This window comes from Pseudomonas sp. B20, assembly GCF_020515755.1.
GTDB lineage: Bacteria > Pseudomonadota > Gammaproteobacteria > Pseudomonadales > Pseudomonadaceae > Aquipseudomonas > Aquipseudomonas syringae.
The window spans coordinates 139,307-159,648 of record NZ_JAHPJG010000009.1 but is presented as its reverse complement, the minus strand read 5'-3'; the positions used below and the strand labels follow the sequence as shown (position 1 = coordinate 159,648).

General features: G+C 52.8%; 15 protein-coding genes, 1 other RNA gene and 2 pseudogenes. 10 read left to right on the top strand and 8 right to left on the bottom strand.

The genetic code is table 11. The features are described 5' to 3' along the window. Positions 1–118: 118 nt before the first annotated feature. A complete protein-coding gene (gene recN, locus LIX91_RS12265) occupies positions 119–1,792 on the top strand; it encodes a DNA repair protein RecN (protein ID WP_003340554.1) in 1,674 nt (557 codons plus the stop codon). Positions 1,793–1,836: 44 nt separating this feature from the next. Here recN and fur read toward each other — a convergent pair whose 3' ends face one another. Then, the gene (fur, locus tag LIX91_RS12260; protein WP_003313643.1) at positions 1,837–2,244 is read right to left on the bottom strand and encodes a ferric iron uptake transcriptional regulator; all 408 of its coding nucleotides are present in this window, start codon (positions 2,242–2,244) and stop codon (positions 1,837–1,839) included. A 98-nt stretch (positions 2,245–2,342) separates the two neighbouring features. On the opposite strand from fur, the gene LIX91_RS12255 reads away from it, so the two are divergent. Next, on the top strand, positions 2,343–2,864 hold the full coding sequence (locus LIX91_RS12255; protein WP_003418851.1) for an outer membrane protein assembly factor BamE: 522 nt from the start codon (positions 2,343–2,345) through the stop codon (positions 2,862–2,864). Positions 2,865–2,939: 75 nt separating this feature from the next. On the opposite strand, the gene LIX91_RS12250 is transcribed toward LIX91_RS12255, so the two are convergent. From LIX91_RS12250 to LIX91_RS12240, 3 genes are read right to left on the bottom strand one after another with little or no spacing between them, the layout of a single operon-like run. Continuing rightward, complete coding sequence (locus LIX91_RS12250) at positions 2,940–3,254, bottom strand: RnfH family protein (protein WP_004411727.1); 315 nt, start codon at positions 3,252–3,254, stop codon at positions 2,940–2,942. Further along, positions 3,247–3,681 (bottom strand): type II toxin-antitoxin system RatA family toxin, encoded by a 435-nt coding sequence (locus LIX91_RS12245; protein ID WP_003400153.1) that lies wholly within the window; start codon positions 3,679–3,681, stop codon positions 3,247–3,249. The genes LIX91_RS12250 and LIX91_RS12245 overlap by 8 nt, the downstream gene beginning before the upstream one ends. Before the next feature lie 7 nt (positions 3,682–3,688). Next, the gene (locus LIX91_RS12240; RefSeq protein WP_226488552.1) at positions 3,689–5,092 is read right to left on the bottom strand and encodes a sodium-dependent transporter; all 1,404 of its coding nucleotides are present in this window, start codon (positions 5,090–5,092) and stop codon (positions 3,689–3,691) included. Between the two features lie 113 nt (positions 5,093–5,205). Here LIX91_RS12240 and smpB point away from each other — a divergent pair, with 113 nt between their 5' ends. The 7 genes from smpB (at position 5,206) to LIX91_RS12210 (ending at position 9,233) form a co-directional block, all read left to right on the top strand. After that, positions 5,206–5,688, top strand: coding sequence for an SsrA-binding protein SmpB (smpB, locus tag LIX91_RS12235; RefSeq protein ID WP_003400147.1), 483 nt, complete (start codon positions 5,206–5,208; stop codon positions 5,686–5,688). Between the two features lie 315 nt (positions 5,689–6,003). Further along, positions 6,004–6,288: a hypothetical protein gene (locus LIX91_RS12230; protein ID WP_003364180.1), complete on the top strand. Its 285-nt coding sequence runs from the start codon at positions 6,004–6,006 to the stop codon at positions 6,286–6,288. Positions 6,289–6,398: 110 nt separating this feature from the next. After that, positions 6,399–6,786, top strand: a transfer-messenger RNA (tmRNA) gene (ssrA, locus tag LIX91_RS12225). Between the two features lie 161 nt (positions 6,787–6,947). After that, positions 6,948–7,673, top strand: a complete 726-nt coding sequence (locus LIX91_RS12220; protein ID WP_143524608.1) for a hypothetical protein — start codon at positions 6,948–6,950, stop codon at positions 7,671–7,673. Positions 7,674–7,858: 185 nt separating this feature from the next. After that, entirely contained in the window at positions 7,859–8,362 is a 504-nt protein-coding gene (locus tag LIX91_RS12215; RefSeq protein WP_100072539.1) for an Hcp family type VI secretion system effector, read from the top strand. A gap of 11 nt (positions 8,363–8,373) precedes the next feature. Further along, positions 8,374–8,805, top strand: coding sequence for an STM2901 family protein (locus tag LIX91_RS25830; protein WP_371675902.1), 432 nt, complete (start codon positions 8,374–8,376; stop codon positions 8,803–8,805). A 2-nt stretch (positions 8,806–8,807) separates the two neighbouring features. Continuing rightward, positions 8,808–9,233 carry a DUF1493 family protein gene (locus LIX91_RS12210; protein WP_100072541.1) on the top strand — a complete coding sequence of 142 codons (426 nt, stop codon included), beginning with the start codon at positions 8,808–8,810 and terminating at the stop codon, positions 9,231–9,233. An 81-nt stretch (positions 9,234–9,314) separates the two neighbouring features. Here LIX91_RS12210 and LIX91_RS12205 read toward each other — a convergent pair. Next, positions 9,315–9,902, bottom strand: a pseudogene (locus tag LIX91_RS12205) (SGNH/GDSL hydrolase family protein); the annotation flags it as partial. On the opposite strand from LIX91_RS12205, the pseudogene LIX91_RS12200 reads away from it, so the two are divergent. After that, positions 9,897–10,082 (top strand): annotated as a pseudogene (locus LIX91_RS12200) (site-specific integrase); the annotation flags it as partial. The pseudogenes LIX91_RS12205 and LIX91_RS12200 sit on opposite strands and share 6 nt — an antisense overlap. A gap of 77 nt (positions 10,083–10,159) precedes the next feature. Here the strand turns inward: LIX91_RS12200 and LIX91_RS12195 are convergent. The 3 genes from LIX91_RS12195 to LIX91_RS12185 all read right to left on the bottom strand — a co-directional run bounded on the left by LIX91_RS12195 (position 10,160) and on the right by LIX91_RS12185 (position 19,966). Further along, complete coding sequence (locus tag LIX91_RS12195) at positions 10,160–10,426, bottom strand: hypothetical protein (protein ID WP_143524609.1); 267 nt, start codon at positions 10,424–10,426, stop codon at positions 10,160–10,162. A 6-nt stretch (positions 10,427–10,432) separates the two neighbouring features. Further along, complete coding sequence (locus tag LIX91_RS12190; RefSeq protein WP_100072542.1) at positions 10,433–12,010, bottom strand: anti-phage dCTP deaminase; 1,578 nt, start codon at positions 12,008–12,010, stop codon at positions 10,433–10,435. A 444-nt stretch (positions 12,011–12,454) separates the two neighbouring features. Next, on the bottom strand, positions 12,455–19,966 hold the full coding sequence (locus tag LIX91_RS12185; protein WP_226488540.1) for a neuraminidase-like domain-containing protein: 7,512 nt from the start codon (positions 19,964–19,966) through the stop codon (positions 12,455–12,457). Between the last annotated feature and the right edge of the window lie 376 nt (positions 19,967–20,342).

The window sequence follows — 20,342 nt, the reverse complement described above, 5'->3', positions numbered from 1 at the left end:
TGACACAAGAGGGACTAAAAACCACTTCAGACCGATCAAATCGAGCTAAGCAAGGGCATTGTCAGCCACAAATAAAACACTGTATAAATAACCAGACAAACAGCCCGGGAGCCGCTCAATGCTGGTGCACCTTTCCGTACACAACTACGCCATTGTCGAACACCTTGACCTTGAACTGGATCGAGGCATGAGCGTCATCACCGGCGAAACCGGCGCTGGCAAGTCGATCATGCTCGACGCCCTGGGCCTGACCCTGGGCGACCGTGCCGACAGCGGCGTGGTCCGGCCAGGCGCCGACAAGGCCGACATCCTGGCCACGTTCGACCTGGGCGATATTCCCGAGGCACAGACCTGGCTCAAAGAGCGCGACCTGGACAACGACGGCCCCTGCATCCTGCGCCGGGTCATCACCGCCGAAGGTCGGTCACGCTCCTATATCAATGGCTCGCCTTGCCCTCAGGGCGACCTGAAGGCGCTGGGCGAACTGCTCATCGATATTCACAGCCAGCATGAACACCAGTCGCTGCTCAAGACCGACACCCACCGACGCCTGCTCGACGAATACGCAGGTGCGACCGATCTGGCCCGTCAGGTCCATCTCGCCGCACAGCGCTGGCGGCAGACGCGGCAGGAGCTCGAGCGCCTCTCCAACTCGGGTGACGAACAACGCGCACGTCATCAGTTGCTGAGCTATCAGCTCGAAGAGCTGGAAAGCCTGAGCCTGGGCGAAAACGAGCTCGAACAGCTCGAACAGGAACACAAGGACCTGACCAACGCCGAAAGCCTGCTGAGCATTTGCCGACAAGTGGTCGAGCAGTGCAGCGAAAGCGATTCCGGCAACGTGCTCAATGCCCTGACCGCCAGCCTGCATCGTCTTGGCAGCGTCGACCATTCCCCGTCCGCCCTGAGCGAGGCCACAGGACTGCTGTCCAGCGCGCAGATACAGGTAGAAGAAGCGGTAGGCGAGCTGAATCGCTTTCTGGATCACTTCGATGCCGACCCTGCCCGCCTGCAACAGCTTGAAGAACGACTCGATGCTATCTATACGCTGGCGCGCAAGCACCGCATCCAGCCAGGCGAAGTGGCGACACTGCAACAAAAGCTGCTGGATGAAATAGAAACGCTGAATGCCAACGACGAATCCATCGAACGGCTGGAGCATGAAGTGCAGGCATTCGCGCGGCACTATCAGGATAAAGCCCGCGAGCTGAGCGACCTGCGTCACAATTCGGCGACGAAACTGGCCAGCGCCGTAGAACAGGAAATTCATCGCCTGGGCATGCCCGGCGGCCGTTTCCAGATCGACCTCAAAGCCAACGCCAGCGTAGAACCCTCGCCTCACGGCCTGGAGCAGGTAGAGCTACTGGTCAGCGCCAACCCCGGCCAACCACTCAAAGCACTGGCGAAAGTCGCGTCGGGTGGCGAGCTTTCGCGCATCAGCCTGGCGATTCAGGTCATCACCGCGCAAACCTCGCGGGTGCCGACGCTGGTATTCGACGAAGTGGATGTGGGGATTGGCGGACCGACCGCCGAGATCGTAGGGCAACTGCTGCGCCGCCTGGGCGAGCGTGGCCAGGTCATGACCGTCACTCACCTGCCGCAGGTCGCGGCGCAAGGCCATCAGCACCTGTTCGTGCACAAGGTGCGGGACAACGACGCAACGCGCACAGCCGTGTCCAAGCTCAGCAAGACTGAACGTATAGAGGAAGTCGCCCGAATGCTGGGCGGCATCGACTTGACCAAGGAATCCCTGGCGCACGCCAAAAAGATGGTCGTTACGGCTAAAAGCTGAGCGATAGAAAGCACAAAGGCGACCGCGGTCGCCCCTGTTGCTGATTACGCCTTCTTGTTACGGACGTAGAGCACCAGATTGTGGTCCACCAGGTCAAAGCCGTGTCTTTCGACGATGGCTTTCTGAAGCTTCTCGATTTCTTCGTCGAAGAATTCGATCACCTCACCCGATTCCACGTTGACCATGTGGTCGTGGTGGCCGCCATCAGCCAGCTCGAACACAGCATGACCGCCGTCGAAATTGTGGCGCACCACCAGTCCAGCGGACTCGAACTGAGTCAGAACACGGTAAACCGTGGCCAGACCGACGTCCTCGCTGGCCTCCATGAGAGCCTTGTAGACATCCTCGGCACTCATGTGGCGTTGCTCTGCAGAATCGAGCATTTGCAGTATTTTGACCCTCGGTAAGGTTACCTTGAGTCCTACTTTACGTAGTTCGTTATTTTCAACCATGGTCAGCTTTCTCGCAGACGCTGCTTCGCAGCTTCTCTTAATGCAGGTATGATCGGAGTTTACGTTGTCCCAGCCAAGATAGTGGAAGTCGCCCACCGATGCAAAACACCAAGCTCTTGCTAACCAGTTTCACCTTCGTGGGACTGCTCGCACTCGCCGGTTGTTCATTCCCCGGGGTTTACAAAATCGACATCCAGCAGGGTAATGTCGTCACGCAGGACATGATAGACCAGTTACGCCCCGGAATGACCCGGCGGCAAGTACGGTTTATCATGGGCAACCCCCTGCTGACCGACACTTTCCACTCCGATCGGTGGGATTACCTGTACAGCCTGCAGCCAGGTGGCGGTGAACGCCAGCAGGAGCGTGTCAGCCTTATATTCAACGGCAATGACCAGCTCGTGAGCCTGTCTGGCGACTTCATGCCCGGCGTCAGCCGCGATGAAGCCATTCTCGGCAAGGACAGCGACACCACTGTCCCGGCAGAGAACCAGCCAGTGCAGCAGCCTGAAGAACCGGCCAAGCCAGGTTCGTTGCTGGATACAATCCAGAAGGACGTGGACAGCGTCGAGACCGTACCAGTCCCGACCCAAGAGCCGCTGGACACCAACACCCGGTAGTCCAAAGCGCCCAACAAAAAGCCCGGCATGCCGGGCTTTTTTGTGTATTCCATTCAGCCAGCGTTCAGCCCGAGCTCATCCTGTAGGCGTTCTTTTCTCACGCGCCTTGGCCGCGCGCAGACGTCTGATCTCCATCGGGTCGGCCACCAGCGGACGATAAATCTCTATCCGCTCACCCGCCTCCAGCATCCGCGCAGCAGGATCAGCCACCACCTTGCCGAAGATACCGACGGCGCACAGGCTCAGATCCAGCTCGGGAAACTCCTTGTCCATACCGCTGAGTGCCAGCGCCTGACGTACCGAAGAGCCGGCCGGGACATCGACCGTCTTCAATACCTGGCGCTGCACTGAGGCGTAGACCACCTCTATCTGAATCGATGCGTCAGCCATGCAGCTCTTTCGCTCGCTGGCAGAACGCATCCACCAGCGTGTTGGCTGCCTGATTGAACAGCGGCCCCAGCGTGGCGCGAACGATAGTGCCGGCATAATCGAAGGACAGATCCAGACTGATCTTGCAGGCTTTCTCGCCCAACGGCTTGAACGTCCAGACACCGTGAAACTGTTCGAACGGCCCTTCGACCAGGTCCATCACGATCGACTCGCCGGGAACCAGCGTGTTGCGCGTCATGAACTTCTGGCTCAGACCACCCTTGGCGATCTCCAGGCTGGCGCGCATCTGCGCCTCACTGGCTTCAACCACGGTAGCGGACGAGCACCACGGCAGGAACTCGGGATAACGAGCCACATCATTGACCAGGTCATAAAGGAACCCGGCCGGGTACGGCAGTAAAGCAGAGCGTTGTATATGCGTAGTCATGTGAGCGTCATTTCCAGAGCTGAGCGGCAAACACCACAAGAATGCCGAGCGGCGCCACGTAGCGCATCAAAAAGTACGTCAGGTTGAAGAGCAGCGGACTGCGAATCGACAATTCGTAGCGCACTGTCTCACGGCCCATCACCCAACCAGCGAATACTACAAAACACAACCCACCCAGCGGCAACATGATCCGCGAAGTGAAGAAATCAATGACTCCGAAGAAGTCCAGGCCAGTCGATGCGCCCCATTGATAGAGGTGGAATGCGCCTCCATCGTTCACGAAAAACTTGGCTTTTTGCCAGATATTGAACGAGAACACCGTACCCAGGCCCACAAACCAGCAGGTAAAGGCCAGACAGAACGTCACCCAGGCGCGGCGAATACGGGTGCGCTCGACCAGGTAGGCAACCATCGGCTCAAGCAACGAAATCGCCGAACTCCAGGCTGCAACGGCCACCAACACGAAGAACACGATGCCCATCAACTGGCCGAACGCGACGTTGCCGAATGCATAAGGCAGCGTGACGAACATCAGGCCCGGCCCCTCGCTGGGGTTCAGGCCTGCGGCGAACACGATCGGGAACAGCGCAAGGCCGGCCAACAGCGAAACGAAGGTATCGAGCAACGCGATGCCGACGACGGTGCTGCTGATCGACGCGCCTTTGGTCATATACGCGCCGTAGACCATGATCGAGCCGACACCGACGCTCAGGGAAAAGAACGCATGGCCCATCGCGGGCAGCAAGCCATCCAGCACCTTCTCGGGGTTGAAGTCGAACATGAAATGCACGCCTTCCATGAAATGCCCGGTGGTCAGGCTATAGCCCAACAGCGCGAGCATCAGCAGGAACAGCATCGGCATCATGATGCGCAGGCTTTTCTCCAGTCCGGCCTCGACCCCCTTGCCGATCACCACCGCCGACAGCAGCATGAAAATGGTGTGCCACAGAATCAGACGCCATGGGTCGGCAATCACCGCACCGAAATATGCACCGACCTGATCCGGCGACACACCCTGAAAGTCGCCGCGCCCCATGTCGATGATGTAATCCAGCGACCAGCCGCCCACCACACTATAAAAGGAGAGAATCAGCAGCGCCGTGATCATCCCGGCGAACGCGCCCCAGGACCAGCGCGGCGAATGCCCCGCTTCCTGCGCCAGCGTCTTGAGCGCATTCGCAGGACTGAGCCGGGAACGACGGCCAATCAGCGTCTCGGCGATCATCACCGGAATACCGATCAGCGCGATGCACGCCAGAAAAACCAGCACGAATGCACCGCCGCCATAGGCACCGACCATGTACGGAAATTTCCAGATACTGCCCAGCCCCACAGCAGAGCCGGTGGCAGCCAGGATGAACACCCAGCGACTTGCCCAGCTACCGTGGACCGAAACCTTGTCCGTCGACATTATCGAAACGCCCAGCCAAAAAAGATCGCGCATTGTCCGGGATTCAACCTTTGTGCTCAAGCACGCGCTTTCCCGTAGCCGACATTGATGCAACTGCCTATAATGCGCCCCCTATGGCTAAGCTCAAGAAACACCCTACAGGGACCATCGCGCAAAATAAGAAAGCGCGTCACGATTACTTCATCGAACACAAGTTCGAGGCCGGTCTGGTCCTGTCTGGCTGGGAAGTAAAAAGCCTGCGTGCCACCAAGGTACAGCTGGTCGACAGTTATGTGCTGCTCAAGGATGGCGAGGCCTGGCTGATGGGTTGCCACATCACGCCTCTCAAGACTGCCAGCACACACGTCATCGCTGACCCGACACGCACCCGCAAACTGCTGCTGAACAAGCGCGAGCTCGAAAAGCTCACCAGCTCGGTTCAGCAGAAAGGCTACGCCTGCGTCGCCCTTTCCGTTTACTGGAAGGAGCACCTGGTCAAGTGCGAAATTGCGCTGGGTAAAGGCAAGAAGGAATACGACAAGCGTCACACCGAACGCGAACGCGATTCGGACCGTGAGCTGCAGCGTGCCGTGCGCTCCAAGGGCAAGGACGACTAGCTTCTGGCGCTGGCGTGTGCCAAATGTCCTGACCCGGATATTTGGCACTTCATATCTACCCCTTTACCCCCATAACCCCCATACCCCGCCCCACTCCCTGCTTCAACCCGTTCGATACCTCCAAGCGAAGATCGCCTCATTTGGGTGCTTGAATGCGCAGCGTGGCTATTTCGCAGTATTCCGAAAATAAAATAGAACGCCTGCGTTCCACCACAGTCAATCCTTTAGGCCCAACTATTAAACGGGCTTTCAAAACCTCGGGCGACGGCCTCAAACACCGGCCATACCGAGTCCACAGGTTACAAGGAGAGACACATGAAGCGTACCGCCCTCACTGGATTGTTCCTCAGCGCCGCCCTGTTGGCTTCGCCGGTTTTTGCCGCCGATGATTTGTGCGCCGCAAACATCAAGACCATCGAAAACGCCAACACCTCGTCCAGCACCAACTTGAGTCCAGAAAACAAGACAATGCTCGAGACGACTGTGAAGAACGCCAAAGCGGCCCAAGCGCAGAACGACGAGAAAAAATGCGTCGAGATCACCACCAAGACCATCACTTCCCTGAAAAACACCGGTTCGGGCAGCGAAGGCACCAAGTAAACCTTCGAGCAGGCCAGCCACCCAGGCTGGCCTGAACGATTGCAGCATACGGGTCGACGTGCCACGCCAATTGGCGTACACTGCGCCCCAGCGACTGCGAAAGCAGTCTCGGGGCCGATTTGGATTCGACGCCGGTGATGAAACTTTAGGTGCATGCCGAGTTGGTAACAGAACTCGTAAATCCACTGTTGCAACTTTCTATAGTTGCCAATGACGAAAACTACGGTGCTCAACTAGCTGCGTAAGCAGCCTAGCCGCACTTCTGGTAGCTTCGGCTCCAGCAATCATCAGGGGATGTCTGTAAACCCGAAATGATTGTCATATAGAACAGAATCGCCGTGCAGTACGCTGTGGACGAATCGGCTAAAAATTACACAGCTCGCCCAAAGCACCCTGCCCGTCGGGTCGCTGAGGGTTAACTTAATAGACACGGCTAAGCATGTAGTACCGACAGCGGAGTACTGGCGGACGGGGGTTCAAATCCCCCCGGCTCCACCAAACAAGCGTTACAAATAAAGCACTTGGCGTTTATCGCAAGTGCTTTTTTTGTGCCTTTTTGGGCCGTATTGGCTCAGTAATGCCAGCTTTATGACAGCTTCCGCAACCTCAACGCGACAAAGCTCCACGTGGGGCTAGTGTTCCAAGCACAGGGTGCATCAGTGAAAAATAATCCGGTTGGCAGACTCAAAGATACCATGGGGCAGTTCACGGGCTATCACAATCAGGGGGCCTCAATCTCTAGAGTGTGGTGCAAAGTACTCGGCTGCGAGCCGAGCGAGACCCGCAAGATAATGGAAGGGATGCTCAGTGTTATGAAGCTGAACGACGATGCGCGTGCTGCGACCGAAAGGTATATAGAAAACTGCCCTGATTTTTATCTAGCTCCTTTTCGGCAGATTGAGCAGCTGTGCGCACATATGCAAATGCAGACACCAATGACCTCTGTGCCCGGTTTTCCAAATGACGCCATGATTGTGTCTCTGACGTTTATGGAGCATCAATTGGATGCATACTTCGGTGCCACTCCGTCAGATCAGGAAGCGCAGATAGAACTTTTACTTCAGAGCGTGGATGAGCTATTGGAAGAATGCCTTGCCGCCACAATGAATGACAAGCTTAAAGCTGCATTGGTCCGGCAATTGCATTCTATAAGAACCGCCTTGATGACCTACAAAATCACAGGCCCTGAAGGACTGGAAGCAGCCGTTGAGCAAGCTTTAGGCTCTCTTTTTCGCCACCAGAATCTAGTATCGGAACATGCCTCCGGAGATACGAAGATCAGCCGCTTCGTCGACTTGTTAGGAAGAGCGAATGATCTTGCATCTAGTTACCAACTCATTGCACCAGCGCTAGCCCCGATATCCACGTTGTTTTTACTGAGCTAGTCGATCAGGTGATAGGTGATAGGTGATAGCTTCAGTCCAAAAATTTGGTGGCTTAAGTTTGGAATGCTGTGTCGGAGGACGCAAATCTGCGCCGACGAAAAGGGCATTCACGAGTCGTAAAGGCAGACTTTGTGCTATCGTCCTACGGCAATGAACCACATTAAGAGATGTTCCAAGGAGCTGGAATGAGTATAGATGCATATCTTTGGATTGATGGTATTAATGGAGAGTCTACGGACTCTGACTGCAAGAACTGGGTTGAGATTACCACTTTTTGCTTATCAGCCGCTCAGTCGGTGTCAAGAACCGCAAGCTCGGCTGGTGGGGCTACAGTCGGTCGGGTTTACTTAAGTGACTTCAGCATTGTAAAAGCTGTTGACACTGCGACCCCTAAGATTTTCGAGGCATGTTGCGCAGGCCAACATATTAAGCAAATGAAGCTGTACGTACGTCGTGCTGGCGGCGAAAAGCAAAAATATCTGGAATATGTGTTTGACGAAGTCATCATAAGTGGCGTTGCCTCCGGCAATCTATTCGAGCGATCGCCCTCAAATTTTCCCGAGGAGGTGATAAGATTTAGTTACGCCAAAGTCAGCATGCAGTATTCACAGCAAAGCCGGACCACCGGCTTGATAATTGGACAGATCTCCGGTGGCTGGGATCAAATACGAAATAGCACTTACGCATAAGGATATTTTAAGTGGCGAGAATATATTGTTATGACGGTGACTGCGGACTAACTGCAAATGAACTACTTTATGTTATTGCCACAGAGGTGGCAATGGATGAGTTTGGACTGGACGATGTAGGGGCTGCATTAGGCATCGTCTTAGGCGCCAACATAATACCAACTAGAACAAAGCCTGGCGGAGCGATTAATAACACTTCCGTCATGTCTATAGTCATGCGGCGCACTCTAAACAACCGCAAGTTTCCTGGAGACTTCAGAGCACCTTCTCTTACAGGATGGTTCCCGCCGCACCTCCGATGGACACGAAGCATTGGTGGCTTCATCGCGCGAGCAACACCCGTTATAGGATGGTCATATACTGCATACGAGCTTGGCAAAATAGGTTACATAACGGTGAACACCTACAATTCTATCGTAGATGAACAAGATCAGGTTTTTTAAAAATGGATAGAAACAATCTAAATCGTGAGATAGTTGACTATCTCGTAGAGAGAATCTACTTTTATGTTGGATTTGGCCGAAAAGCTTTCGAGACTCTCAGCCTCGCTACAAGAGTCAGTTGGGATCTAGGGCTTGACGGTGACGACGCAAATGACTTTATGCAAGATTTTTTCGAAAACTTTGGCGTCGCCCCCGGTGACTACGACCACTATCGTTACTTTAAGCCAGAAGGGACTGACATTTTCGTATTCTTCAGATCTAAAGATCGGCGCGCAAAGACGGCAATGACATTAGGCATGTTGTATAACGCAGCCCAAAGCAAGGCATGGAGCTGCGAAACTCTTGAAAAGATTAACTTTAGCACTTTACCAATTTACAATCGTACCGAAGAAATCCCTATTGAGGGTTTTAGCATAAAAACCAGATGATATTTATATCGGAGGATAGCTGAGCAGAAGCACAAATGACTGAGCTCGTTCAAAAGCGCTCCTCATGCTCGGTATAAATATTTAAACCTTACGAATCCCGAACTGAGCGGTCTTGACCGTCGAGTCCTGCGGCACGCCTGCAGCCAGGTACAGGCCCATGCGCGAGGTGATTACGGTTTCAGTCAGGTCAATCGTGCCGCGCTGCGTTTCCAGCTCCCCGGAAAAGCTGGCCGGCATCGTGAACGGCTCTTGGTACTTGTCCATCGACCGATAGTAGAACGTGGACGAGGCCCCGCCCACTGTCTTCGTGATGGTCAACTCAGCTTCCCAGGCCAGTACTCCGCGCGATGAGCCGTCGATCTCGACCGCCGACACCATTTCGATAACGTCGCCAGCCGCCAGGTTAGTCTGTACCACGGTGGCCGTGGGTTGCACGTAGATGTAGCCGCCCGCCGCAGCCATGTTGCCACGCAACTCGATGCACTGCGCCTCGCCATAGGCAGCAGGCTCCTTGTACCACCGCGTCGTGATACCGGTCAGCCCAAAGCCGACAGCCTTGTAGCCGTCCGCCAGCACCGACCCGGCCACAGCATTCACCCCCGCCGGTAGCGAGCCGACAGTGCCCGCCAGCAGCGGGCTGGCATTGAGGCAGCCGAACGGGCGGATGGCCCGATCCGGAAAACAATGTGGGTACCAGCGATGAAGAAGGCAGGCGTCCGGTACCGCCGTCCGTACCAGACCCGACATACTTACGCCTCAATGATGCTTTCTGCGGGCGAACACCCTATGTGGGTAGCGTCACAAGTGGGCCATAGTGACTGGACAATGATCACGAGGGTTTACGGCAGGTGAATGCCTGCCGCAGATGCGACCACTGGCAAAAAAGCTGAGCGTCTATTGAGCCACGTGCTCAGATTCCACAAGCCTTAGCCGTGAAAGCGAACGCTCCTGAGAATCCTCCCGATCAGATCATTATTGCGACTGACGGTCGCGGACATGCGAGTATTCAGAAGCACAACATTGGACGATGGCTTTTCAGGACTTAACCGAAACCGATGATGGAACGCACCAGGAAGGGGCTTCACGAATTCTGGAAAATCACCCATGCGTTCCCCAACGCCATGAAAATCAAGGGTAAGTTGGACGTGATGTTCCATGCTAGCTTCCACAAGATTGAGATCAATTTCAGACATTTTCGGTCACCGTTTGTTCAAGCCGGCGGATTCTAATGCTCTTAAGGTAAAAGCTTCAAGCGTATGTATAGCCTCAAGCGTGATGGAAGTCACGGGCGAGGCCTCATGAACATGCATGATTCCTTTTGGATCCTTTCTGCCGCTTGGATGCGCAGAGAAGAACCTCAAGAATCTGGAAGGAGCGACTCCATCAAAAGGCATCAAACGCACCTTAGAATCGTCGCTTTCGCGCTCTGTAATAGAGTCGGAATGCAGCCTAGTCGCCAAGCTTTTTCGGTAGGGCTCAAGAAAGTAAACCTCCTTCACGCCCGCAGCCACTAAATGCCTGGCGCAAGAATGACAGGGATAGGTAGTCACAAACAGCTTACCATTTCTGATCTGCCCACCTTTTGTTTCTCCAGCAGTAAGAAGGGCATGCATTTCAGCATGCACCGCCCGCGAAAACTCAATTAGACTCTTAAGCTGAGAATCTTTTCTGAGCATTTCAAAAGCAGAAGCCCTATTGGCCTCTTCGACCAGCCCCGTAACTATCAAACGGTCTACCATTGCATTAGCAATAGTAGTTTTCTCGTCATCGTTGAAACATCTGCCACCATCAATGTTCCAGCACCTGCGATCATCGTCAGTTGATGAATTCTGATCTACAGTGTGGTAAAGCCCGCCAAATGCTTTAGGTACATCGTTCCAACCGGAAGCGAGAATTTCTCCATCAGCGTTTGTGATCGCTGCGCCAACCTGTCGAGAGAGGCACGCAGAGTTACGTGCAGCTGAATATGCCGCGTACATAGCTCGCTCGTTTACAGTCGGCGTAATAATCCTGGTTCCGAGCATCAACTCAAGAAATCGTCTTACCCTCGTATTACGTTGGGAGTCAGTAGCGGAATCGACTCGAAGAAAAAAATCGCAGCGAGGAAATGTGTCCTCGACACTTTGACCATACTTGACTTCTTCGCCTGAGTCTCTATCGATGAGCTTGTGTATTTCATCGTCAGGACCTTTTATTCGGCCCAAGCGGTCAACGCGCATTTCAATAGGTGAGTAGACACCTATGACATGTAACATGTCACCATAGACCGATCTGAGAAGAGCCAGCTCGTCGATGTTTTTTATCGAATCGATAATGTGGCAGCACTTCCTTGGTGCACGGGGCATCGAGACATCAGGATCCGACGCAGCGTCTGGATCTTTATCTCGCAATTCGGAATTATGGAGCTCTTGATGTTCAGCCCTAGATAACAAAATTTCTTGAATAGCTAACTTAGCAAGCACAGCGTTCCCGTAATCTCGTCGAAGCTCGTTACCTGCTTCGATGAGGCGGTCAATTGACTTTTCATTTTCCAACTTCTTCAGGCGCTTGATCTGATCACTCAAGCGCAAGATTTTTACATCTGCGTATCCAAAGTCAGTTCCTCGAAGAAGGTCCTGAAATGTTTTCCCGACTTCGTGCAATGGCGTCCCCATAGGTCCACAGAGCGCGATCACAATCTCAGGAGTCAGAGATCTAAGATATGCTCCTTGGTCATCAAAGGTTGGGCTGACGCCCCCATCGGGGTTGTTAGCAGCTGCGGCGACAGGTACGGCCATTTGGAGTCCTTCCGTGTAAAACTTTTCCCTTTATCGGCGAAAAAGGCTTGAGCATGAGAATGACATACTCCATCACGCAGCGCGAGGAATGACAGCTTTATGCCAGCCTTGAGCCTGCGAGCCGCGTTTTAAAAGGCTCGGATGCGGGTTCAAATCCCCCCGGCTCCACCAAATTGCAAATGAAGACGCCCCAGGGCGTCTTTTTTGTGTCTGTGATTCAGAAAATACAAGGGTTTCGACGCTTTTGGAGTGCTATTGATATTGGCGCTCCAAATGGTATTCCAATGCACCTGATGCGAGCTTTTGGAAACGCGCGGGCAAGCCGCTAGCACCGCGAATGATGACCTAAGAAGCACTGGGGGAGCAGCGATGCCATGGAAACCGGGTCGCTCACATGACTCTTTAAAGGACCCGCTCCTTTGCAGGCGGGTCCAGCCAGGAAGACTATAGAGAGCGGATAGTGTAGTTGATGTGCAAAATGATATCGGTCAGGCTTTCCAACAGCGCCTTCTGTTTCGTTTCGGCCTGCGGGAAGCTGATTATCATGCTGCCCTCCCTGATATCTGCCCCTTCAAACGGTAACCAACGCGGGTCATTAAAGTCGGCCTGAAACTGACCGCTGTCATTCACGCCTCGCGAGATTGCCATGTTGTCGCAGCCCGGCGGTAAACCGTTCCCCCCAACGGTATAATTGAGTACCGCCTGAACATCCTGATAAGGTCCTAACAAGGCAGGCAGTGATACGCTGACCTGCTTGATTCGGCGTTGATCTCCCAGCCCGCTGGGGTAGTCATCAACTATATTCAGATCCGCCAGTGTAATTGAAGCCGTTAACGCGCCGCTCTCGTCCAGCCTGACACGCTCGGCGCTGCCCTCTGGAGGCGTGTCACCGCTCAGCAACGCCGACACCGCAGCTGACAGCTCAAACTGATCGGTTTCTGCCAATGTGCTGCGATAAAAATCAGCCAGCGAAACAGTGCGTGTGACTTCAAGAGCACGTTTAGACCACTTCATCCGTGCGGTTTCCAACTGCGCCAGATTGAGCATAAGTCCCTCGCCACAGGTAAGTCCGGCCCAGGTACCCTGCCATCCACCACCGCGAATGTAGGTATCGCTCTTACCACTCTCCCAGTGCCACGCCTTTTCGGCCATCAGGCACCGAGACGCAGCCAGGTCGTAAAACTGGAAGTAAATGGTTGCCAAACGACCACGCAGCCAGCTGTATAGAGCGCTATTACTAAACTTGGTCTGCAGAAAGTCCAACTGCGCCTGTGCTTGTCCTTGCTGCATCTCCAGATGAGTTTTCTGCAGCTCAGCAGACTCTATACGTACATCCAGAGCCGCCAGTTGAGCCTCAATCTGATGGATATCACCTTCTGCATTGTTGCGCTGGATCTCCCACTCCTCACGCCGGCGACGGTACATCTCTTCCTGAGCGATGCGTAAACTCGTTATCATCAACACATCGGACGCCATCGTAATACCAATGCCGACCGCATTGCCTACACCTTCATACTTCATACCGCCATTGGCGAGCCCGAAGATATTTGGCGCAAGGCCTAAAGCAGCTGCGGTCATATGCGCAACCTTTGCTCCAGCCGCAACCGATTGTGAAGCTACTTGCATCTCCATGGACAAACGTTCGCGAGCATTAATGTTTTCATCATGCATGCGGGAATAACTGTCGAATCGCTTCTGTGCACTGTCTTTGGCTTTAGAAAGGACCGCTTTTTCAGCCTCAAGCTCTCTGAGCGTGCCTTCTTGTACGCGGATACTGCTGGCCATCAACTCAGTGCCCTGATTTTGTAATAAGGCATTCAGTGATTCTGCATCCTGCCGTTCAAGCACACCCTGGACAGCATTACCGAACTGTATGAGCTGGAACACCAAACCACGAGCACTGTCGAGCATCGGCTCGAAGCGCCACAAAGGAAGAGATGTGACGGGGAGATCTGACCCACCACTACCCTCCGCCGCCACGGCAGCGTTGAGCAAAGCCTTTGGATCGGCCGGCTTGGCAAACAGCGGCAACAGTAACGGTTGGCCGTCCAGCGTCAGGTTATGCCGCAAGTTGTACATGCGTTGGCGCAACGTTAACCAGTAGCCCTGCATCACCTCGTTGACTTCAGGCAGGAACAATGAACTTGCAGTGGCCGTGTTTGTCGATGCCATAGCCTTAATGGTTTCGGCTTTCCCCTCGCGCAGTAAGCTCAATACGGTCACGTGTTGCTCAGCCAACGCCTGAGAGGATGCCTCGCCTAGCGATGGCTCAGTCCACTGCGCATTAGCGCGGATGTAGGGCTGTTCACCCAGCAGGTTCAGGGCCTGGCTGTACCAGACTTTTGCCTCGGTGAGGGTATCTCGCTCAAGTTTACGGTAGGCAGAGTCGCCTCGAGCAATAAGCAAGTCCAACGCCCGCATGAAGGTAGCCACCTTGTAATGCATAGGGTCATTTTGCGCCACGGCATCAGGATCTACGGCTTTGAGTGGGGCGTCGTTCCAACGGGTGTCCTCTTGGAGTGGGCGCACGTTCCAGTTACGGTCGACATGCTGACCGCGTACAACATAACCCGACGGGCTCCATACATAGCGCAACCATTGATCAGCCAATGTGAACTGTTGTTCTTGCAGGAAGCGTTGCGCCGACATCATTGGGGTGTAGTAGAACAGCTCCCAGAAGTACAGGGCATTGGCGCCAGAGAAGTCCATCGGCACGGTGCTATTATCACGCCCAGTAACGCTTTGGACAATATGCGGAGCAAGAGCATGTCGTCCGGGTCTTGCGATATCGACAGATCGACTGCCAGGTAAGTAACCAATCCAAACACTTTGGCTATTAGCTTGGTTGAAGTCTGCACATTGATACTGGATCCGCAGATGAATATCCTGTTCCAAAAACCAACCGTCGTCAGGATAGGGAACAAATAGTTCCACTGGCTTTATAGCCTGATCACTGAGATTCCCTGACCACGCGAGATAGTTATCATCAACCTCAGCAAATGATTGATAATAAATCCTTACCCATTTCTCATCGCCGTGTTGCGCCTGGTCATAGACGGGCAAATTAAGCGTCACAAAAAACCCCTCGCCCAGCTGAGGTTCCTGAATCTCTTGCGTCTCGTAGCTAAGAATAGTGTCAATACCTGAAGCAGCCCGCTCCACCAACTGGCGGGCAAACAGTGTATTGAGACGTGTGCGATAGGCGTCGACCTCCATATATTGAGCTTTTTCATGGGTGTTTTTTATTTTGATGATGTTTGTTGCATCAGAAGCATTGCGATTTAGGGTGACAAGCCAATCCATATGATCAGCACTTAAAATGGTTAAACTGAAAGCCAAATCATAAGAGGGAGTCCCCCCCCAGTCTTTACTAATTTCAATATCATTAACATTAAAATTGTAAAGCATCCCATCTTCGCCATTAAATGGAGGAAGAGGATCGACATAATCTATGGCCGAAAAAGTCTGATTTTTTTTGCCGTCATAAACATTTAGTATAACGGCTTCAGGTGAAAGAGGGTGAAGAGTATTGAGCATCCATTGAGGCTGCGTATAAAACCCATAAAGGTAGTATAAAAAATCTATTCTCACATAATGGCCACGCTCACCCGGAGCAAGCGTCGAATCAGGAAACGGATCATCATAAACCACGACGTAATATGACCTTAAACTTACGCTACCACCCACTAAAACCTGAGGGCCATGAATTCCATAATTCACAGTAACCGAAAGAGGCTTTATGGGCGACATAGAATATCTAAAAAGCACAACTATTTTTTTATTATATCTAACAAACCATACATTGTCGTCATCAGAGTGCAATTGTCTAAATAAAGACACTTCAGTAAAGCTGCTATCAATTAAAGATATCGTTTTCACAGCCTCAGGAATGCGCGGTGAAATATTTACCTGCTTAGCTATGGAAAGTAGCGCATTAGGTTCTGACCCATTTGAGTCGACCGTATAACTTCCAGACCAATATGAGAAAATATAATTTGGCATATATGCCGTGGCAGGCACTTCCCCCAACACACTCAACCCGTGAGTATATTTATTATTTATAATATTTTCTTTAGCGGTATCAAGCTCGTACTTCATGGATGCAAGAAAAGTGGGAGCGGAGTCTTCCCTCTGATCCGACGTCATGTCCTCATAAACATAGACTAAATGCATGTCACTTTCAGCCGGCTCATCTGATGCATAACTCTCCCCTTTTTTATAGAGCAGCACCGCCATAGTTGTTTCAGTGTCATAACTAGTGCAATACAGACCTGGCGGCTCAGTGCCTGACTCAACGGCCCCTGCAAATGACTTTATTTTGTCAGTCACATCAATGATTTTCGGTGACGTCCAGTTACCGTCGTAACGCAGGTAGGAAATATTGATGGCGTAATCAAACACTTTCGTAGTGCCCGGCATACCTTGCGCATCAGGCGGTGTCACGTCTTTTCGCTCTAGCCAGCAAAGATAAAGGCGCGATTTGAAAATCACTGGCCGGATACAGTCTCCCCACGGCTGTGCGGCACACTCTATCTTGCGCCAGTCTGTCCAGGCGTTCGCCGCTAACTGACCGTCTTCACCGCGCCGGCCTTCGTCAGCGCTGCGCCAGTAGAATTCACGCACTTCGCTCTGGTTAGTTCCGATGAAGTAGGTCTTCCCCTCGTGGACGTCCAGGTTGTCGTGATAGCCACTGATCACCCTGAGATTGGCCACCTCCTCAAAACTGTTGAGGTAGGTGTTGAATGCGTCCCCGACCGTATCGATATTGAGTTGCGCCTGCCCCAACGTTTGCAGCATCGTATTCATCATGCCGCTTTGGCCGAGACGCACCGTGGGATCAACGTAGTTCTCCGGGTAGTAGACTAACTTCGCCGCGCCTGCCCAGGTGCTGTAGCGCTGGTTATAGCGTTCCCAGTCGGTGAAGAATTGCCCCGTCACTGTCGTCTTATCCACGAAACCTTGTGACTCGGGGGCACTTAAGGTCCGTTGTATAAATGTCTGCAAGCTCACGATGGCTTCAGCCACTCGAGAGGTCATGACCTGCGGCCCGTTAAGGTTGTCCAAAAGCAGATATTGATAGAGCCCTTCGCGGGAGCTATTTGCCAACTGGGCAGTCATCCCGGACTTGAGCAAATAACCGGACAGGGCGGCGCTGAGTCCGGAGGCCAAAGCGGCCTCCATGCCTTTCGTCTCGTTTTGCGATAGTCCGGCTGAGAACGCATCTGCAACGCGCACCCAGTCGTCCCATGCCGGCTGATTATCTGCTGCATAGTCCAGCGCAAGAAGCTCCCCGATATTCACGGGTGTCACACCAAAGGCGGCGCTCAATGCCGCCCACTGCAACACAGCGTCGATCTCCGACCACGCACTCAGCTGTGTGTCTGAAGCGGCTTGAGCCTGGGCAAATGCTTGCTCAGTAGCCTGCTCGAACCTTGCCGCATCGTCATTCAGCGCAATGGCAAGATCGGCCGGGGTGAGGGTGTCCGCCACAAAGGCTGCCAGTAAGGTAGACGCACCATCACCCAGGCTTTTTAGCCAGGCACTAAAGTTACAGAGCGCTTGTACCGTTGCCAAAGCACGCGGCAACACCACGATCTCTGGTACAGGACCCAAGAGCCGAGCAGGACTGGCTACAAACAATGCAAAGGCTTGAGGGTTGATACCTGTGGCGTGATAAATCAGCGCCAATTGCGCCAGGCCGTAGCAAAAGGCAATGGCCTTCACATCGTTGGTCGCTGCCCCATCCCAGAATTGGTCCACGGTCCACTCAGCGGGCTGGAGGCCATTGGCCCAGGCAAGAACCGACTCAGCCACTGCGGCGGACGGTAGCGCTAAAGACGAAACCAAAACGGGTGCAAGAAGAGAGATACGTTTAGCCAACGTATCGACGTCACCGTTAGCGTCTATCACTCGCTTGACTTCGTCCAGTAGCGCCGAAATTTCGGTACTGGCCACCTGCATAAATGTGGGGCGTGTTAGCAGCTCAACGGAGGCAACGGTCAGTTTTCGGGCGTTAAGCCACTGCGTCAGGCTGTCGACCTTTTGCAGCCAACCTGACCATAGCTGAGTATTCTCTAGCTCGGAGGTGAGCCTGGGCAAGTCAGCAGCTTTTAGTAATTGCCCTAGCTCCGCCACACTAAGCCCATGCAGTCGTGCCCAACGACTCAAGGCGTACATCGCTGAAAGATTTTTCAGGTTAAGGGTAAATGCGCCTGTAGATACGCTATTGTCGAATATACTTAGCAACGTAAAAAGACCCACGTCATCAACGTTGAACGCGCGTTTCAAAACAGCTTTTTCAAAAGAGTGGTCGGCCGCGTTATCCGGCAGCAGGTTTATCTGGGTCGTCGACGGCGCGAATGAATCGCCATTGAGCGGCGGACTATTAAATACCTGATCGAACAGGCTTTGATTGTCGTCATAACCCGATTGAGACAACAATCCTCCGCAGAGCACCAAGGCTTCTTCAGGCTCAACGCCATAACGCTGTACGCATCGCTGAACCTGAAACAGAAGCTGCAATGTCTCATCGGTAATATTGTCAGGACTAACACTATTGACAATAACCTCCACGCTTTTAGGATGCAGACCCGTGGCACGCCACAGGCGTATGGTTTTATTCAAATTAAGTACGTAAAACTGGAACGAATCAGCAATACTTATATTATAGCTTACAAGCCCACCAACGTATGAGCCAGAATAAATATAACGCCGCAAAGACATTGTAAATTCGCCCTGCAGAAGATCCGAAGCCTCAATTTTTACAGTATAAGATTGCCCAGGAATAAAATCCCCCCACCCTTGGTTTTCTTGATATATTATAACTTCTGCAGATTCAACTCTCACCTGAAAAATATCATAACCAGGATGAGAATCACTAAAACTAAATTTCAACAACCACGTTCCGTCCGCCTGAGGCAGCAACCAAGCGTAGTTTAACGTATTCGTAGGAATTCCGCTTTGTAGACGATAAACCTTATCCCCAATCTTAGTCACCAATACATTGTTGATATATTCTTCACCCCCCTCCTCCCCACTAGCATAATCTGTTAAAAATAGCGCCACTTCCTCATCACTAAGTCCGTAATAACGACGCAGGCTCTGTGGCGCGATTAACGCCTCCGGATCAATATCGCCAAAGTTTCTGACGTATAATTCTTCCGCGTTTCCCGCCATGACCTCCTCCGTCAAAATAGTGTACAACTCAGGAGGAATATCAAACGCCATTGCCGCCATGGTGGTCCCGGAAAACAACCCCGTCACCCGAGGGTTAGCCGCCAACTGTTTAAACTTGGGGTCCTTCTGTATTCGACTCTGACGCAAACGAGCATGGGGGTGGTGATACGGTGTCGAGCCACTGAGTCGATACGTAGACAGCCATTCCAATATCGAATCCTGATCCTCTTCGCCTCCCTCCAGCTTCCGCGATTCGCCAGCCAAGGTCATTAACACCTCGTTGGAGAGCGAGAGTGCAGAAACCTCCTTGCTCATATTGCTCTGGCTGAGTAATAACCCCTTTAGGTCGGGCCGGCGCTTATCAATGTGATAAGGCGACTCTTCCGGGTACAAGCCGCGAGCATTCCGGTAGAGAGCCGTCAGGTAGGCCGCGGGTGAGAACATCGATGATACAGAGCCTGGTGAAGTATAGGCACTGGCGCGATTACCAAACTGCTCTTCATAATCACGTAGCGATTCGTCCGGAGGGTTGATGCCCAAACGCACTGCGTTTTTCAGCAATGGAGAGGATCGAGCCAGCAAGCATTTCTCGTAAATGAGCGCCGCATCTCGCTCCTCTCGGGCAGCCTCGTACAGTTCGTCGACCTCACTGGATAATAACTCGCGAGTCGATAGCTTCTGACGGAAGGCTGCGACGGAGGTCAACGCCTGCGCAGCCAGTGAATCCAGCCCCGCACGCGCTGACAAGCGTTTTATTCTGGACAATCTATTAAGACCCATGGAAATATCCTTATAATTAAATTCGCACACATGGCTATGTTTGGGGCTATGAAAGCATTGTCACAATTACAGTCGGAAATACATTGCCACCTCTCGGAGTGAGGAGCCTGGCGCTCAAGTGTTGTTCATGATAGTTGAGCGTAGCCATGAACTAATCTTTAGCAACATGAAACCATTAAACTCATGATGACCGGTTGAAACCGGACGCTCGTCTTTTAGTCGAGAATGCTTTAGGCGAGCAAGTTTATAGATCGATGTAGCTGATGACGTCGCGCTTATTCCAGTGTGCTGTTTTCTAAATAACTCGCTTTACGTTTAAGGTTTCAAGCGTCTCACGTCTGCGTGGGATTTTATTCAACGTTTCCTGTCCCTTTGC

Coding starts and splice junctions, on each gene's coding strand:
- recN (WP_003340554.1), top strand. CDS start 119: ATGCTGGTGCACCTTTCCGTACACAACTACGCCATTGTCGAACACCTT.
- fur (WP_003313643.1), bottom strand. CDS start 2,244: ATGGTTGAAAATAACGAACTACGTAAAGTAGGACTCAAGGTAACCTTA.
- LIX91_RS12255 (WP_003418851.1), top strand. CDS start 2,343: ATGCAAAACACCAAGCTCTTGCTAACCAGTTTCACCTTCGTGGGACTG.
- LIX91_RS12250 (WP_004411727.1), bottom strand. CDS start 3,254: ATGGCTGACGCATCGATTCAGATAGAGGTGGTCTACGCCTCAGTGCAG.
- LIX91_RS12245 (WP_003400153.1), bottom strand. CDS start 3,681: ATGACTACGCATATACAACGCTCTGCTTTACTGCCGTACCCGGCCGGG.
- LIX91_RS12240 (WP_226488552.1), bottom strand. CDS start 5,092: ATGTCGACGGACAAGGTTTCGGTCCACGGTAGCTGGGCAAGTCGCTGG.
- smpB (WP_003400147.1), top strand. CDS start 5,206: ATGGCTAAGCTCAAGAAACACCCTACAGGGACCATCGCGCAAAATAAG.
- LIX91_RS12230 (WP_003364180.1), top strand. CDS start 6,004: ATGAAGCGTACCGCCCTCACTGGATTGTTCCTCAGCGCCGCCCTGTTG.
- LIX91_RS12215 (WP_100072539.1), top strand. CDS start 7,859: ATGAGTATAGATGCATATCTTTGGATTGATGGTATTAATGGAGAGTCT.
- LIX91_RS12210 (WP_100072541.1), top strand. CDS start 8,808: ATGGATAGAAACAATCTAAATCGTGAGATAGTTGACTATCTCGTAGAG.
- LIX91_RS12195 (WP_143524609.1), bottom strand. CDS start 10,426: ATGTCTGAAATTGATCTCAATCTTGTGGAAGCTAGCATGGAACATCAC.
- LIX91_RS12190 (WP_100072542.1), bottom strand. CDS start 12,010: ATGGCCGTACCTGTCGCCGCAGCTGCTAACAACCCCGATGGGGGCGTC.
- LIX91_RS12185 (WP_226488540.1), bottom strand. CDS start 19,966: ATGGGTCTTAATAGATTGTCCAGAATAAAACGCTTGTCAGCGCGTGCG.